Raw genomic sequence first — 14,027 nt, forward strand, 5'->3', positions numbered from 1 at the left:
TTCCGTCGGGACTGCAAAGGTAGAAACTTTATTTTAATCCGCAAATTTTATTTGAAGATTTTTTCTTTTTTGTTTTTTACCGATTTCTCAGTTTAAACTGTCTCTAACCTCGTATTTCATGTTCCGAAGAACCGTTACTCCCTTGCGGAGTGGTGCAAAGATAGCAACATTCCTACCGTAATTCAAAGCTTTAGTGCGAATTCTTTTTCCAATTTGAGTTAAGTCGCTGGAAGATTGAGGGATAAAGTTTATTTATTATTCAACAACAATCTCTGCTTCCTTTCTTAATATCCGCCCCTGCAAATCTATACCCTCCAAAATCAAAAAATACTTACCTTTTGAATCAGAAGTAAAGAATTCAAAACTTGCTTTTCCGCTTGCATCGGTTACTATAGCAGGCTCCCAATGAATAGTAGAACGCAAATCTGTATTATACTTTAATGCCTCATCCACATCATACGCGGGTTTATAGAAGGTCTTCTGTAATTGAAACCCTTGCGGCTGAACAGTAAGGATACCTCGAGGCACATAATTATTTAATGCTGATGAACCTCGTTTTGAAGTTATAACAATTAAACCGTTTGCTCCATTAGACCCATAAATCGTCGTGTAATTAGCATTACGGAGCACCTCAATACTCTCTATATCCATTACATTGACCATTGATAAGTTATCTCCCTCGATATACATACCATCCAAAACAACCTGCATTGGCTGATTTCCACGTGTATTGTATGGTATACCCGATTGAAAATAAACACCCACCAAACGACCAGCTAGACATATTTCTAAAGATGGACATGTAGACAAATCTTCTGCCGATAAAATTTGATCCGCATTACCAGGACCATTAAGGTTACTGGAATAATCCGGAGCCTTTGAGCGTTGCCTTGTCACCACTACTTCATCTATCTGTATAGCCTTTTCTTTAATCCCCAAACGTTCTAATTCTGCAAAAAATTCTTTGGATGATTTGAGATTTTCTAGATACTTACTATTAATGTCCCACAATGTCTCAGACGAATTGTATGTATTGCCTATTTCAAAAGGCACATCCTTATTAACTGTAATATCAATATTATTTTTGCCTTTCGCTGCATCCTTAGCTGTAACTAGAAACTTGACGCTATCTGGAAAAAGTAAATTATCAAATTCAAAATAACCTTCTTCATTAGATATAGTGTCTATGTAATCTAAAAAGTTCTTCGTTGAAATCAATTGTACCTTAGCATTCGGCTCCGGCTTACTTCGTCCAATCTTCTTCGTGTAACCTGATATTTTCAGACTCTTCTCCGGTTGATATTTTGTCTTCACATCTAATCCTATAGCACTCCAATCAATATTTCTCCAACCTTGAGTTAACAGAAGATGATCTAATTCGATAGTTTTAACAGTGCCATCTTCATTGAAATAAAAATTTGGATTCTCGATATGACCTTTTATATCATTGCTTAATAAAAGAGAAGAAAGGATGTTTGCCTCTTGCGTGAGTGAAGTATTAGCTTTACTCAAATCCATTACAGAAGCAGAATAAGCACCCATTCCAGTTGAATCCGCACCATCCCCTACTTGTATTTCTACTTGAACTTTTTCGCGCACGCCAAAAACAGGTTTATTAAACAAAATCTTATTTTTTAAGAATGAACTTGCTTGATGATGATATATCGGTCGCTCAATAATAGGCTGGAACTGATTATTTAAAATGCTTATGGTCATCACCCCCGTGGCTAACTTTTCCTTATCCACAGTAAACACCAATTCTTCTTTATTCAATTTTGATTTGGACACAAACAAAACTTCGCCCAAATGATGCACGACAAAATACACATCCGAATTGTCCTGCAAATCAGCACTAACATTAAGCTGAGTAAAAAGCCTATTTTCATTTAAATTATTCACCGACAAAGAAAAGCCACTATCGTGAACTGGAGGTGCTTCGATAGTAACCTTAGTGCCATCTGGATAAATAGCGTAAGTTTCCAAAGGCGTATTATCATTCAAAAAAACAGATATTGCTCCCATCCCCAACATATTCGTTTCAAAAATACCGAGCGTATCCGTACCTTGTTTTATAAGTACATTTGACTGAATACCTAAACCTTGGCTATTTATGCTTTTGGCAGCAATGGTATTCACCCTACCTTTCACCAATTTTCCGCCTTCGGGAAAAAGCCTAGTGATAGGCAATTGCTGTGGATCAACAGTTCTTATAATCTTATTAACTACATTTTTGTCTATATTCTCGAATCGAAGTTTTAGAATTGGGTTAATAAATTTATTATTCACAGAAATTTCTACAATCCCTTCCTCAGAGGAGGTCTGCGATTTCTTCTCTACAATTTTATCGCCTTCAGATATTGTATACGAAATACGTTTTTTCGCAATCGGCAACCCCGTCACACTGCTAAGATTGATTTTATATAAAACATCTTTCTCACGATTTTCGAATACGGTATGCGTGATTACATTATCTGATCTTCCATTATATATTGGAATCTTTTTATCAAAGAAATAATCCTCGCCCGCATTTTTCATCCAATTCGTGTAAGCACGAACACGGTAAACGCCTTCTGTAATGGTATCAGAAAGCGTAAAGTCTCCGACTCCAATTCCCATAGGTGTTGAAATAGTCACACGTTGTACAATTTCATTAGCAGGAGAAATTAGCTCGGCGTATAAAATTCCGCTCAAACTCGAGAATAGATTAGCAGAACCGATAGTGGAATACGACTTGAAGAAAATATTTTCACCTGCGGAATAAACAGGTTTGTCAGTATGTAGGTAAACTTTTTCCTGCGCATTGCTAAGACTATGGTCTTGAAGCTTCTCTAAAAATTGTTGAATATCTTGACCCTGAGCGGACGAAAAAAGAAAAAGAAAAAATACTATAAAAAGCTTACAGTTCATATCTAGCTTATAATTAGAAGTCTAAAGATATTTTATTTTTTCGAAAAATTAGGTTAAACAGAGTTTAAAATTTAAGATTATCCTGTGAGATTGTATATTTGTAGTATGAACATCTTAATCGTTGGATCGGGCGGTCGTGAATCTGCCTTTGCTTATAAAATAGCGCAAAGCCCTAAATTAACTAATCTTTATATTGCTCCTGGAAACGCAGGAACTGAACAATACGGAAAAAATGTAGACCTAAAAGTTACAGATTTTGAAGGCATTGCATCATTTGCTTTGCAAAACAATATTGAAATCATCCTTGTCGGTCCAGAAGAGCCTTTGGTTAAGGGTATTCATGACTATTTTTTAGGTAGAGAAGATATCAAACATATTGCTATTATAGGCCCTCAACAATTAGGTGCACAGCTAGAAGGATCTAAAGATTTTTCTAAAGAATTTATGTTTAGACATAATATCCCTACCGCAGCCTACAAATCTTTCAATCAATCTAACTTGGAAGAAGGTCTAGCGTATTTAGAAACACAAAAACTTCCAATCGTACTAAAAGCTGATGGTTTAGCTGCTGGTAAAGGTGTTTTGATTTGCGAAACATTGGAAGATGCCAAAGCAGAATTGAAGGCAATGATTGCTGACGCAAAATTTGGTGCAGCAAGTAGTGTTGTTGTAATTGAAGAATTCTTAAAAGGTATTGAATTATCCGTTTTCGTGCTTACTGACGGCGATTCATATAAAGTTCTTCCTTCAGCTAAAGATTACAAACGTATTGGCGAAGGTGACACAGGCTTAAATACGGGTGGTATGGGCTCGATCTCCCCAGTCCCATTTGCAAATGAGGAATTCTTATCCAAAGTAGAAGAACGTATCATCAAACCAACGGTTGAAGGTTTGAAAAAGGACAACATCCCATATAAAGGATTTATTTTCATTGGTTTAATGAATATAGATGGCGAACCGTTTGTTATCGAATACAATGTACGCATGGGTGACCCAGAAACAGAATCGGTGTTACCTCGTATTGAATCAGATTTAGTTGATCTTTTAGAAGGAGTTGCTAATGGTGATTTAGCGAATAGATCGTATACAGTGAGTCCAAAAACTGCTGTAACAGTTATGCTTGTATCTGGTGGCTATCCTGGAGATTACGAATCAGGCAAAGTGATTTCAAACATTGAAAATGTAAAAGAATCTATTGTTTTTCATGCTGGTACAAAAGAAGTAAATGGTGAAGTATTAACTGCTGGCGGTCGCGTAATCGCAGTTACTACGATGCAAGATGATTTATTTTCGGCACTTCAACAAGCTACCGCAGATGCTGGACGCATATTTTTCCAAGGAAAATACTTCCGTACAGACATCGGCTTTGACTTGATTTAAAAATATTAATTTCAAAATCAGCGGCTTATAAAAAAGTAGCTAAAAATATTTTGATGATGCAAATTATGCCCTTATATTTGCATCATCAAATCCGATAAGGCCCGTTCGTCTAGGGGTTAGGACGCCAGATTTTCATTCTGGAAACAGGGGTTCGATTCCCCTACGGGCTACTGATCTTCAGATCAAAACATACAAAAGCTTGCAAATCAAATGATTGCAGGCTTTTTTGTTTTTCAGTATTTACAAATACTTTCAACTATTCCGGATCATGTACAAAGCCGGATCATGTACAAAACCTGTGGAGTAGATGAAAAATAAGGATCATCCAAAGTTTGGGGACTCAGCTGATGCATTTGTACTTCTGTTATCGAAGTAATGAAGTATTTCAGGATGATGTGCTGCTATCGACTTTGCTACACTCTCAAAAGAGATGATGCCCGCATTCTCTACTTTATTATGCCATAAACCCAACTTGGTAAAGGCAAGTGTTTTGTCTTTGCATTTGGTAAAAATATCTCCTAAAGCAATCCCTAAATCATATGCTTGTCTTAGCTTTGGAAAGCGAATAAACAATAACTCTGCACGATGTTTTTGACTTTCTGTCCACCGGCTTGGATGCTTGAATAACAGATGTCTAGATCTAGCCAATAGCTGCTTGATGGTATCCCCATTGGATAATACTTCTGGCTCATAAGAAAGACCTTGCTTTCTTAGAATAAAGCCTAAGCGTTCTCTACTAAACAACGACGCTAATATTCTATGAGTGGGTCCATAAGGCTGCTTGTTCGTTTTAAATTCTGGACTGTGTTTTATAACCAATAGGTTATTATCCTTTAGGACGAAGTTTTCCTGATCTTCAGATAGGTTGATCAACTCTTGTTTAACGGGATAGTCTACATCTTCTCTGAAATAAAAAAAATGCAAACCAGCATAAGCAGAGGTAGCGTAGAAAGCACCAAACACAGGTTCGACAATGCCATCTTCATATTCCATATTATTAGAAAAGACCATTAACTGAGTGATATTGGCAAATTTTCTAAAATGTTTCTGCTTAAATCGGTTATTGATCCGTCTGCGTTCTGCTAAAACCCCTTCTTTGTTAAGAGGTTTCTTGACTTCAACAAAAGCTAAAGGCATTCCATTGATCAAAACCGTATGTCAGGACGAAACTCTTCGTCACCACTTTTACAGATTAATTCCGTAGTGACATGAAAGCTATTGTTAATGAAATTCTTAAAGTCAATTAGCTTAACACCAGAAGTTGCAGTCAGGCGCTGATAAAACTTTTCACCGATATCTTCATAGTCTAATTCTAAGCTTATTTCATCCAACAAGCGTTTAAGATCTTCTAAAGCTACATCAGGGTTAATGCGTAGAAGACTTTCTAAAAATATGTCTTCAAATATATTACTATCTGATCGTCTAATTTGCTCTCGTAAAGGGATATACGTGTACCCCAAGCGCATTAGATGTAATAACGCAGGAATCTTTACACGTGAATTTTCGATAAATGCCATTATATCGATTCGAAGATCTGATCAAACAATAATTTCAAGTCCTTTTGTATCTCGTCAAAAGGAGGTAGTTTTTTCGTAGAGATTTGATGCCCCAAACTTGTTTTCCATGCTCGTTTCACCGTGTTTTCACTCCGAGCGTTAAGTAACTGTTCTACTCCTGTAAATTCAAGTCCTTTAAATGCCATTTTCGCTAAGAAAGCCTCCTTAATCTCCGCCCAATTGAGATCGCTTACATATTTGGATAAATACCATATATCGTAATAGTCACGAGGTGCTGTATAGGAACGTTGGATCAAAGCTCTTAACTTTTCAGACAGCACTTCTCTCATATCGTAACAAGCAATTGCGTCTACTGCAGGACTCAACCCATCTGAATAATCATGATAGACCGTTTTCAAAGTCGGTTCGAACAACATCTTCTCGTATAGAATAATTTCAATCTTAATAGACGTATTCCATCGGACTGGATCTGGCGGAATTTGATCCTTGGAATGATCGGCTCCCCAAAACTTGACAACGGCAGCATATCCAGTAGGCATATCATTGTGACGAAGATTGGTCAGCTTTTCCAAATGTAATTGCATTCCGGTACGTTCTTGTACTAATGACATGATTTGCTGCAGTAAATCTTTATCCAATTGAAAATCTGGATTAATGGATGTAAAATCTAAATCTTCTGAAAAACGATAATCCGGGATATAACATTTTCGTAAACATGTTCCTCCTTTGAATATTAACGCTTCTCTACAGGAATCTATCGAAAATATAGCATCGACAAAATGACCCAATACCCAATCCTTGTCAATGGTACTTCTGGACACTTCGTGTTCCAACGCTTTTTTTTCTATTTCCTTTTTCAGTATCATTTAGTATTGTTTATTGGATATGTCTAACAATTCTTCCCGGCTGATATTTAACCTTAATCGCCATTCCGAAACAAATTCACCTTCTTCCAATCCCTGGGGATCAAACAAGTTGTATCTATTATTTACCTGTTTCTTGGCAAAATCTATAAAAGGTTCCATACCTGTGATTTGGAGAAGTTCGACCAAGTAGCCAATTCGTTTGGTAACCGCTATATTATTAATAGCCTGGCAATATTCGACTAATTTATTTGATTGCAATTTCGCTTGTCCGACGGCTCTGATCAGTTCCGCGTAGCCCCCGGAATGTTGAGGTAAATCAAAGCAATCTACTATTGTTTTTTCTATATCAGTGATCGGGTACTGAAGATTACCATAACCATTGTGTATGATACCCAGTTTTTTATTGGGCGCAATCTTGACGAATTTATAAGAAGTACCTAGAATTGATTTGTCATATTTTTTATGTGTAGTTTGAATAAAGACAGTATTAGAAAACTGTTCCGTCAACCCATGTAAATTCAATGCAGACCAATACCCAATAGCACTGTTGTCTGCGATGAAAGTCCCTATGACATATTCATCCCTAAAACCTTGTTTGCAAAATTTGCCCTTCTCAATCCGTACAAGCAGTTCCTTGTCTACCAGATTTTCTAAGATTTCACTTAAGTTGTCAAACTTTTGCCCCAATAACTGTTCGATTTCGGTAAATTTGAATAGCTGAATTTCATAGTCATCCAGCAACTTCAAGAACTCGAGTTGGGTTTTAGTGAGGTTTTCTGATATATAAACGCTGTCTGCCATATTACCTTTTGTGGAACGATAAGACCTAAAAATTGGGTCTTATCGTTCCTCGATTGGTAAAGATAAGGAACAATTATCCAAAAAGCAACGCTTAATATCATATCTCAATAGTCACTTTGAATAAACGAAAGTATTCCAGATTATTAATATTTTTAAGATGTATATTCTAATTCACTTATCTTAATACCAAAATAAAAACAAGTGGAATTCACTAACGAGGAAATAATCTATCTTTTCAACCTTTTTAGAGGTCGCGAAGATGTATTTGCTTTACGCTGGGAGAAGGGAAGTAAAGGCGGGTACATGCCGGCCTATAGCTATGATCCATACCATTATCGACTACATAAAGCTAATGGCGGTACTTTTCAAAGCTATGCCCACAAAAGCTACCTGCCATTGTCAGAAATAGAAATTACGAAACATCTTAACGGCCTTCAGCAGATCGGAATTTACCCACTGTTGCAAGATAACACTTCTTGGTTTTTAGTAGCTGATTTCGATAAATCCGATTGGCAACAACACGCTTTGAAATTTCTCGAATCATGTACAGCCAAAAATATCCCTGCTTATCTTGAACGGTCCCGTTCCGGCAATGGCGCACATGTCTGGATTTTCTTTGAAAGCCCTTATCCAGCAGCCAAAAGTCGTAAGTTATTTATGCATATCTTGGAAAGATGCGGGGCATTCTCGCCATTTGATAAAAGCTCCAGCTTTGACCGTCTGTTTCCAAATCAAGATTACCTGTCTGGCAAAGGTTTAGGAAATCTAATTGCAATGCCCTTATTTTCACCTGCTGTACAGAATGGCAACAGTTCCTTTATCGATCCCAAAACGATGGATCCATTTCCTGATCAAATCGCATATTTAAAAGAAATTAAAAGAGTGAGTTTGGATTACCTAGAGGAGCTGTTCAATCAAACAGGAGGAAGTAAAGAAAGCTATGTACCCGTTGTTGATGGAAAACTTAAAATCGCCCTGAGCAATTCGATCCGTATAAATAGTCACGCTATACCATTTGTACTCATCAATTTTTTGAAGGAGCAACTTAATTTTGCTAATTCAGCCTTTATCATCAAGAAAAAGTCAGGGAGAAGCACTTTTGAAACACCTAGGTTCTTTAAATTGATCGATGAAATCGAAAATGAAATCCTTATCCCAAGAGGGTTTATCGGGAAATTGCTGCGTTTCTGTAGAGAATCACAGGTAACACATGACTTTGTTGATAATAGACGTGAGCTCCCGACAATCCAATTTTCTTTTAATGCCGCGTTACGAAAGCATCAGACCAATGCTGTCGCCGCAGTAGAAAAAAAGGATTTCGGTGTGATCGTTGCTCCACCAGGAACAGGAAAAACTGTTATCGGTCTGAAAATTATTGCAGATAAACAACAACCTGCGCTTATTGTCGTGCATCGTAAGCAATTATTAGATCAATGGGTGGAGCGTATCGAATCATTCCTAGGGATACCGAAGAAAGAAATTGGGGTTATAGGCCAGGGAAAAGCAAAATTGGGTGCTGATAAAGTAACCGTTGCAACGATACAAAGTCTTCCAAAACATATTGAAACAATTCAAGACAAATTTGGTGCGATCTTAATCGACGAGTGTCATCATATTCCGGCGGAATCTTATCGTACCACCGTCGGAAAACTAAATAGTGTTTATTGCTACGGTCTCACAGCGACTCCTTTTCGGAAATATAATGATGATAAATTGATCTTCACCTATCTCGGTGATATCATTACAGAAATCCGACCAGAGGAAATTGAAGATTACAAAAGGGCAAATATCATCGTACGGAATACCACACTCCATGTTCCCTATAATTCTAAAACCGACAGTTTCGAAACACTTTCCCAAATTCTAATTCATGATACAGCAAGAAACCGATTAATAGTAGACGATGTATCCGCCGAGCTAAACCAAGGAAAAAAGGCAGTTATAATTACTGAAAGAAAAGAACATATCGAGACGCTGAATCTATTGCTAAAATCAAATTATGAAACCATAACGCTCAGCGGAGATGATTCAGACAGCAGTAAGAAAGCGAAATGGAAAACATTGTCAGAAGGGAATTTTCAAGTACTGATTACGACAGGTCAATATTTTGGAGAGGGTTCGGATATTCAGCATATCAGCACACTACTTTTGGCCTATCCCTTTGCTTTCCATGGAAAATTGATTCAATACATCGGTAGGGTGCAGCGATCCGAGATCAATCCAAGTATATACGACTATCGGGATGTACAAATCGATTACCTAGACAAGATGTTTCTCAAACGGAATATCTATTATCGGAAAATCACCAAACAAGCTACACTTTTTGACGAACCAACGATGGATTATCAGCCTCAAATAGGTCACTTATTTACCTTAGAAAAAAGTACCAAGGTATCCATTGAGGATCTATCGTTTCATTATGGTCATGTGGCCTTCACTTATAAAGTAGAAGAGATGCATACGGTTTTGAAATTTCAGATCGAAAATTTGGAGATCAGGCCTGAGTTTGAGGTATTAAAACCTTACTTTATCAAGATACTGAAATCTAAAAACATCAACATTCAGTTAAATGCTGAATTTGAATATGGAAAACTGGTCGCGCAAATCGCTACTTCCGACGATATAGAACGGATAAATAAAGAAATCGTGGAGGGTGTAAAATTCCAGTTTCTGAACAAGGGGCTATTATACAAGCTTCCTTTTCAAAATCAAAATATATTGACTTCGGACCAGTTGCAAAATGGCGAGACTGTATACGCAAATGCCGAAGAATTACTGTCTGAAATCCTTAAACTACGAAAATACAAGCATTCTCGACAAGTTCAATTCTTAGCTAATCAACACCTGAGCAGTATTATGAAGATTAGGTTCGTGCTTAGTCCCTTTGCATTTGTATTTCTACTATCGGGAGACAGCCAATACCATATCATCCTTGAAACACTAGATACGGAGGAGGCGACCTATATTTGGCACACAGATAAAAATAAAACTGTGTTGAAAGACGCTGTTGCGATGATAGATAAAGATCTGCAGATTATTCGTGAAAAAGGTAGACAGGCTTTCTTAGAAAACTATACTCCTGAAAGATTTAGTCGTATCCTTCATGACTACAGCGATCCGGATAGAGGTTTTATCCTCTGGAAAGCATTTTTGGAAGAGGTCATTCACTGAGAGACAAGCTTAAAATTAATGTCAACACCGTATCATACTCCTGAGTAAATAAATGCCTGAAACACGTAACACAAACCTTACTTTCTCCAATTATTTACTCAAAAACAAATTTTACAATTAAATAATATTAAGAAAAATCACTCCATTTATCTGATAGCAATTGCATCTAAAACGTATGTCAAACCAGTGAGTTATTCAATGAGTAGGGAAAACGAAGGTTTGTAAAACACTGATAAATAGGCTCATTTTCAGTAGGTGTTATTCCCCTACGGGCTACGAAAAGCGACTTCAAAAGAGTCGCTTTTTTTCTTTTAATATATACCCAGAAATTATTCAAAGCCTAAGTCAATACTCTTCAATAATGAAAAATAAATTTGAAGAAATAAGTCACTTTTATCAAATAGATTTTATATCCACCTATTTTTAATACAAAAGTTAATTTAGTGTATATGTTAACATAAGATACATTTTGTCAAATGGATGATTAAATACTATATAAAATATTGTCTATAGAAAATATACTACAATAAAAAGATAAAAAATACCATAAAAAAGCAATTTATATTATAATATAATATAAATTTGCTTATAAATTAAACAAACGACCATCCAGATCTGAATGAAACTTATTGCAAAATACTCATCTCCACGTATAGAAATATACTTTATCAATGTAGAACATGGGATATGTAATTCATCTGCCAAAATTTATATAGGAATAGAAGATGACGCACATACACCAAGTGTAGATTCTTGGATTAATAGTTCATTACAAGAAACACGCATAGATTTATAGAATGGAAAATAGTATCCTTAAAATATTTACAAAACATACATTATTTCTATTAGTTGTTTTAAGTTATGGTTGTTCTGAAAAAGAATGGTCCTCGCAATCGCAATTCAGACTTAATTTAGATGTAAGCATACAAGATGAAATAACAGAAAAAATAGCAGACATTCATCCAAAAACTTCGACAAAAGATAGTCTCAAAATCCATTCGATTACTCAAGAATTAGATGCAATGATATCCTTGAAAGAAATAAAGTAAAAACAATCAAAAAATTAGCTGCGGAAAAATTCACCAAACCAGTAAGGTTAACACTAGTAATATACAATCAAGCCAAAACTCAAATCCTAATTAATCAGCAAGTAACTGTGGGTGTTGATCCCAACATTAATCTAGATGGTAATAAAGTGTACCACTGGTTTGCTGTATCAACACATGAATTAAACAATAGTCCATCGGTCGCTTCCAATGGTGACATTAGTCGAGAATCTATAGAAAATAAAGATTTTCTATTTGACAAAGGAACGTTAAATACGACTCCCAATTTGAAGTGGGAGAAATATTAAGTGGAAATTTTCAAAGCCTGATATATACTGGAAAATTTAATATAAAGACGGAAACCTTTACAGATCTCAGACCTGTAGCTCCTGTGTTTGGATCACAAATGGAATTAACAGAATGGTTTTATCACGAAAATTTAGAAAATCTTACTGCTGCTGAAGTTGCGATAACTCCAACATCTAAATCGTTTTTTGGAAATGAATCTAAAACTGCCTATTTCTATTCTGTAAGACCAATAAATACGAGTGTGAATTCGCTAAGGTTACGCTTAAATACATTGAAAATAAAGCTCGATGATAATACTATACGCACATTTTCGTCAAATTCTATATTGACAATTCCCTCATCTACTCCCATTTCCTTACCTAAAGGAAATTCGATAATTGCCAAAGTCAACATGATAGAATCAGGCCTAAATATGGGAACATACTCAACATCTTTTGCGAATACTAACCCTCGACCAAATATATGGGCTAGAACTAATATTCGGTACAATGCATCAAAAAAAGATCTTTTACGCTTCAGACCAAACAAAAGCTATGCTTTACCTGCATATGATACGGAATATTTTAGTAATAGAGTAAATCCTCTAATTCACAATAATGATGCTGCACAAAATATGTGTAGATACGTCTATCCATATAATACGTGGATAAATGCTGAACTCGAAGCATTCTCTGAACTAGGAAACACTTTTACATCTTCTCATACAACAATAAGCGGAACACCTCAGCACACCGTTATTTTTAACCCTCCAACGGCTCAAAATAACACAGCTTATCAGGATAACAAATTGGTATTGCCAATTTTTGGAATTAGATCGGGGGCTACCAATGCCTTTATAAATCACGGAAAAGATTCGCCAACTAATATTTCTCCTAGTACCGTGGGTACAATAACATCGAAATTAAATTATTTAACGAATAGTAGTACCTTAAACACTTCAAATTCTAGAATTTTCACAATAAATCGCTTGGATATGACACAAAATAGTACTTCTAGAAATTTCACAAAATATAGTGCCACCCCGACTACAATTAATAGAACTAATGATATTGCAACGGCGGGCAATGGATACCCTGTAAGATGTATTAGACTTACATATTAGCAGAATAATTCCTCAACAGGCCATTCGTTTTCAATAAAAGATCATCTAGTTCGATGGATTAGAAATTTTTATTACATATTTAGCGACTTCAAAAGAGTCGCTTTTTATTTCAAGACCTCTTCCAAAAACAATATTAAATGATTCCAAGCGCGTTTAGCCATTGTAGGGTTATAATCATTTGATGCTGGATTTGTAAAAGTATGACCGCTATTTGCGTAAATGATGATTTGGTAATCTGCTTTCCCCTCTTTTAATTCTTTTTCCAAATTATCGTAATCTGCCTTACTCACGGATTTGTCTTCTGCTGGATGCTGAACCAATACCTTCGTATTAATTGGACCATTTATTCTATCTGATCCTTTCGACAAACCTCCATGAATACTCACAGCACCTACGACATCAAAATTTGCTCTCGCTACTTCCAGTGCTCCAGTCCCTCCAAAACAATATCCGATTACAGCAATTTTTGCAGGATCTACCCCTTTCTCAATAAATGCTTGTAATGCTAATTTAATACGATGTTGGTAAGCATTGTAATCTGACTTATACATCCCAGCTAGTTTTCCTGCTGCAGCGTTGTCTTGCGGTATATTTCCCTCACCATAGATATCAGCAATAAAAACATTGTAGCCGATTTTATGCAATTCGACCGCAGCATCTTTGGCTTCTTGATCAATTCCTTTCCATGCTGGCAAAATAAGAACACCGGGTTGCAAATTACCCTTGGTAGAGGTAATAACCAAACCTTTAAGTATTTGTGTGTTATCCTTGTAAATTACTTCTTTTAGTTCTTGGCTAAAGGAATTGCTAAAACAAAGTAAGCATAGTAATACTGCAACTAGATTATTTTTCATAAAGATCTTAGATTAGTGACATCTAATTTACAACATATAATCTGTACAATTTGTTCGGCTATATTAAATCGAAA

At 36.0% G+C, this 14,027-nt stretch carries 11 protein-coding genes and 1 tRNA gene; 6 read left to right on the forward strand and 6 right to left on the reverse strand.

Annotated elements, in window-relative coordinates; all coding sequences use genetic code 11:
* Positions 1 to 255: 255 nt before the first annotated feature.
* Positions 256 to 2,907 (reverse strand): TonB-dependent receptor plug domain-containing protein, encoded by a 2,652-nt coding sequence (locus GOQ16_RS05665; protein WP_160068414.1) that lies wholly within the window; start codon positions 2,905 to 2,907, stop codon positions 256 to 258.
* Positions 2,908 to 3,012: 105 nt separating this feature from the next.
* On the opposite strand from GOQ16_RS05665, the gene purD reads away from it, so the two are divergent.
* Positions 3,013 to 4,287: a phosphoribosylamine--glycine ligase gene (gene purD / locus GOQ16_RS05670; RefSeq protein WP_160068415.1), complete on the forward strand. Its 1,275-nt coding sequence runs from the start codon at positions 3,013 to 3,015 to the stop codon at positions 4,285 to 4,287.
* Positions 4,288 to 4,385: 98 nt separating this feature from the next.
* Positions 4,386 to 4,457 (forward strand) — tRNA-Glu (locus GOQ16_RS05675).
* A 151-nt stretch (positions 4,458 to 4,608) separates the two neighbouring features.
* On the opposite strand, the gene GOQ16_RS17835 is transcribed toward GOQ16_RS05675, so the two are convergent.
* The 4 genes from GOQ16_RS17835 to GOQ16_RS05690 all read right to left on the reverse strand — a co-directional run bounded on the left by GOQ16_RS17835 (position 4,609) and on the right by GOQ16_RS05690 (position 7,471).
* A complete protein-coding gene (locus GOQ16_RS17835) occupies positions 4,609 to 5,280 on the reverse strand; it encodes a transposase (protein WP_240140964.1) in 672 nt (223 codons plus the stop codon).
* Between the two features lie 152 nt (positions 5,281 to 5,432).
* Positions 5,433 to 5,804: a type I restriction endonuclease gene (locus GOQ16_RS17575; protein ID WP_204987428.1), complete on the reverse strand. Its 372-nt coding sequence runs from the start codon at positions 5,802 to 5,804 to the stop codon at positions 5,433 to 5,435.
* The gene (locus tag GOQ16_RS05685) at positions 5,804 to 6,670 is read right to left on the reverse strand and encodes a nucleotidyl transferase AbiEii/AbiGii toxin family protein (RefSeq protein WP_160068416.1); all 867 of its coding nucleotides are present in this window, start codon (positions 6,668 to 6,670) and stop codon (positions 5,804 to 5,806) included. The genes GOQ16_RS17575 and GOQ16_RS05685 overlap by 1 nt, the downstream gene beginning before the upstream one ends.
* A complete protein-coding gene (locus GOQ16_RS05690) occupies positions 6,671 to 7,471 on the reverse strand; it encodes a type IV toxin-antitoxin system AbiEi family antitoxin domain-containing protein (RefSeq protein WP_094257500.1) in 801 nt (266 codons plus the stop codon).
* Positions 7,472 to 7,672: 201 nt separating this feature from the next.
* Between GOQ16_RS05690 and GOQ16_RS05695 the strand changes: the two genes are divergently transcribed.
* The 4 genes from GOQ16_RS05695 to GOQ16_RS05710 all read left to right on the forward strand — a co-directional run bounded on the left by GOQ16_RS05695 (position 7,673) and on the right by GOQ16_RS05710 (position 13,099).
* The gene (locus GOQ16_RS05695; RefSeq protein WP_240140965.1) at positions 7,673 to 10,642 is read left to right on the forward strand and encodes a DEAD/DEAH box helicase; all 2,970 of its coding nucleotides are present in this window, start codon (positions 7,673 to 7,675) and stop codon (positions 10,640 to 10,642) included.
* A gap of 797 nt (positions 10,643 to 11,439) precedes the next feature.
* Positions 11,440 to 11,691, forward strand: a complete 252-nt coding sequence (locus GOQ16_RS05700; RefSeq protein WP_160068417.1) for a hypothetical protein — start codon at positions 11,440 to 11,442, stop codon at positions 11,689 to 11,691.
* Positions 11,692 to 11,798: 107 nt separating this feature from the next.
* Positions 11,799 to 11,996 (forward strand): hypothetical protein, encoded by a 198-nt coding sequence (locus tag GOQ16_RS05705; RefSeq protein ID WP_160068418.1) that lies wholly within the window; start codon positions 11,799 to 11,801, stop codon positions 11,994 to 11,996.
* 98 nt (positions 11,997 to 12,094) lie between these two features.
* Positions 12,095 to 13,099, forward strand: coding sequence for a hypothetical protein (locus GOQ16_RS05710; protein ID WP_160068419.1), 1,005 nt, complete (start codon positions 12,095 to 12,097; stop codon positions 13,097 to 13,099).
* Between the two features lie 104 nt (positions 13,100 to 13,203).
* Here GOQ16_RS05710 and GOQ16_RS05715 read toward each other — a convergent pair whose 3' ends face one another.
* Positions 13,204 to 13,953 (reverse strand): dienelactone hydrolase family protein, encoded by a 750-nt coding sequence (locus GOQ16_RS05715; protein WP_160068420.1) that lies wholly within the window; start codon positions 13,951 to 13,953, stop codon positions 13,204 to 13,206.
* Between the last annotated feature and the right edge of the window lie 74 nt (positions 13,954 to 14,027).

This window comes from Sphingobacterium bovisgrunnientis (assembly GCF_009829085.1).
Taxonomy (GTDB): domain Bacteria; phylum Bacteroidota; class Bacteroidia; order Sphingobacteriales; family Sphingobacteriaceae; genus Sphingobacterium; species Sphingobacterium bovisgrunnientis.

Bases quoted from the DNA above. Each gene is read 5' to 3' on its own strand.
- purD (WP_160068415.1), top strand. From the start codon at position 3,013: ATGAACATCTTAATCGTTGGATCGGGCGGTCGTGAATCTGCCTTTGCT.
- GOQ16_RS05665 (WP_160068414.1), bottom strand. From the start codon at position 2,907: ATGAACTGTAAGCTTTTTATAGTATTTTTTCTTTTTCTTTTTTCGTCC.
- GOQ16_RS05700 (WP_160068417.1), top strand. From the start codon at position 11,440: ATGGAAAATAGTATCCTTAAAATATTTACAAAACATACATTATTTCTA.
- GOQ16_RS05715 (WP_160068420.1), bottom strand. From the start codon at position 13,953: ATGAAAAATAATCTAGTTGCAGTATTACTATGCTTACTTTGTTTTAGC.
- GOQ16_RS05710 (WP_160068419.1), top strand. From the start codon at position 12,095: ATGGAATTAACAGAATGGTTTTATCACGAAAATTTAGAAAATCTTACT.
- GOQ16_RS17575 (WP_204987428.1), bottom strand. From the start codon at position 5,804: ATGGCATTTATCGAAAATTCACGTGTAAAGATTCCTGCGTTATTACAT.
- GOQ16_RS05685 (WP_160068416.1), bottom strand. From the start codon at position 6,670: ATGATACTGAAAAAGGAAATAGAAAAAAAAGCGTTGGAACACGAAGTG.
- GOQ16_RS05690 (WP_094257500.1), bottom strand. From the start codon at position 7,471: ATGGCAGACAGCGTTTATATATCAGAAAACCTCACTAAAACCCAACTC.
- GOQ16_RS17835 (WP_240140964.1), bottom strand. From the start codon at position 5,280: ATGGAATATGAAGATGGCATTGTCGAACCTGTGTTTGGTGCTTTCTAC.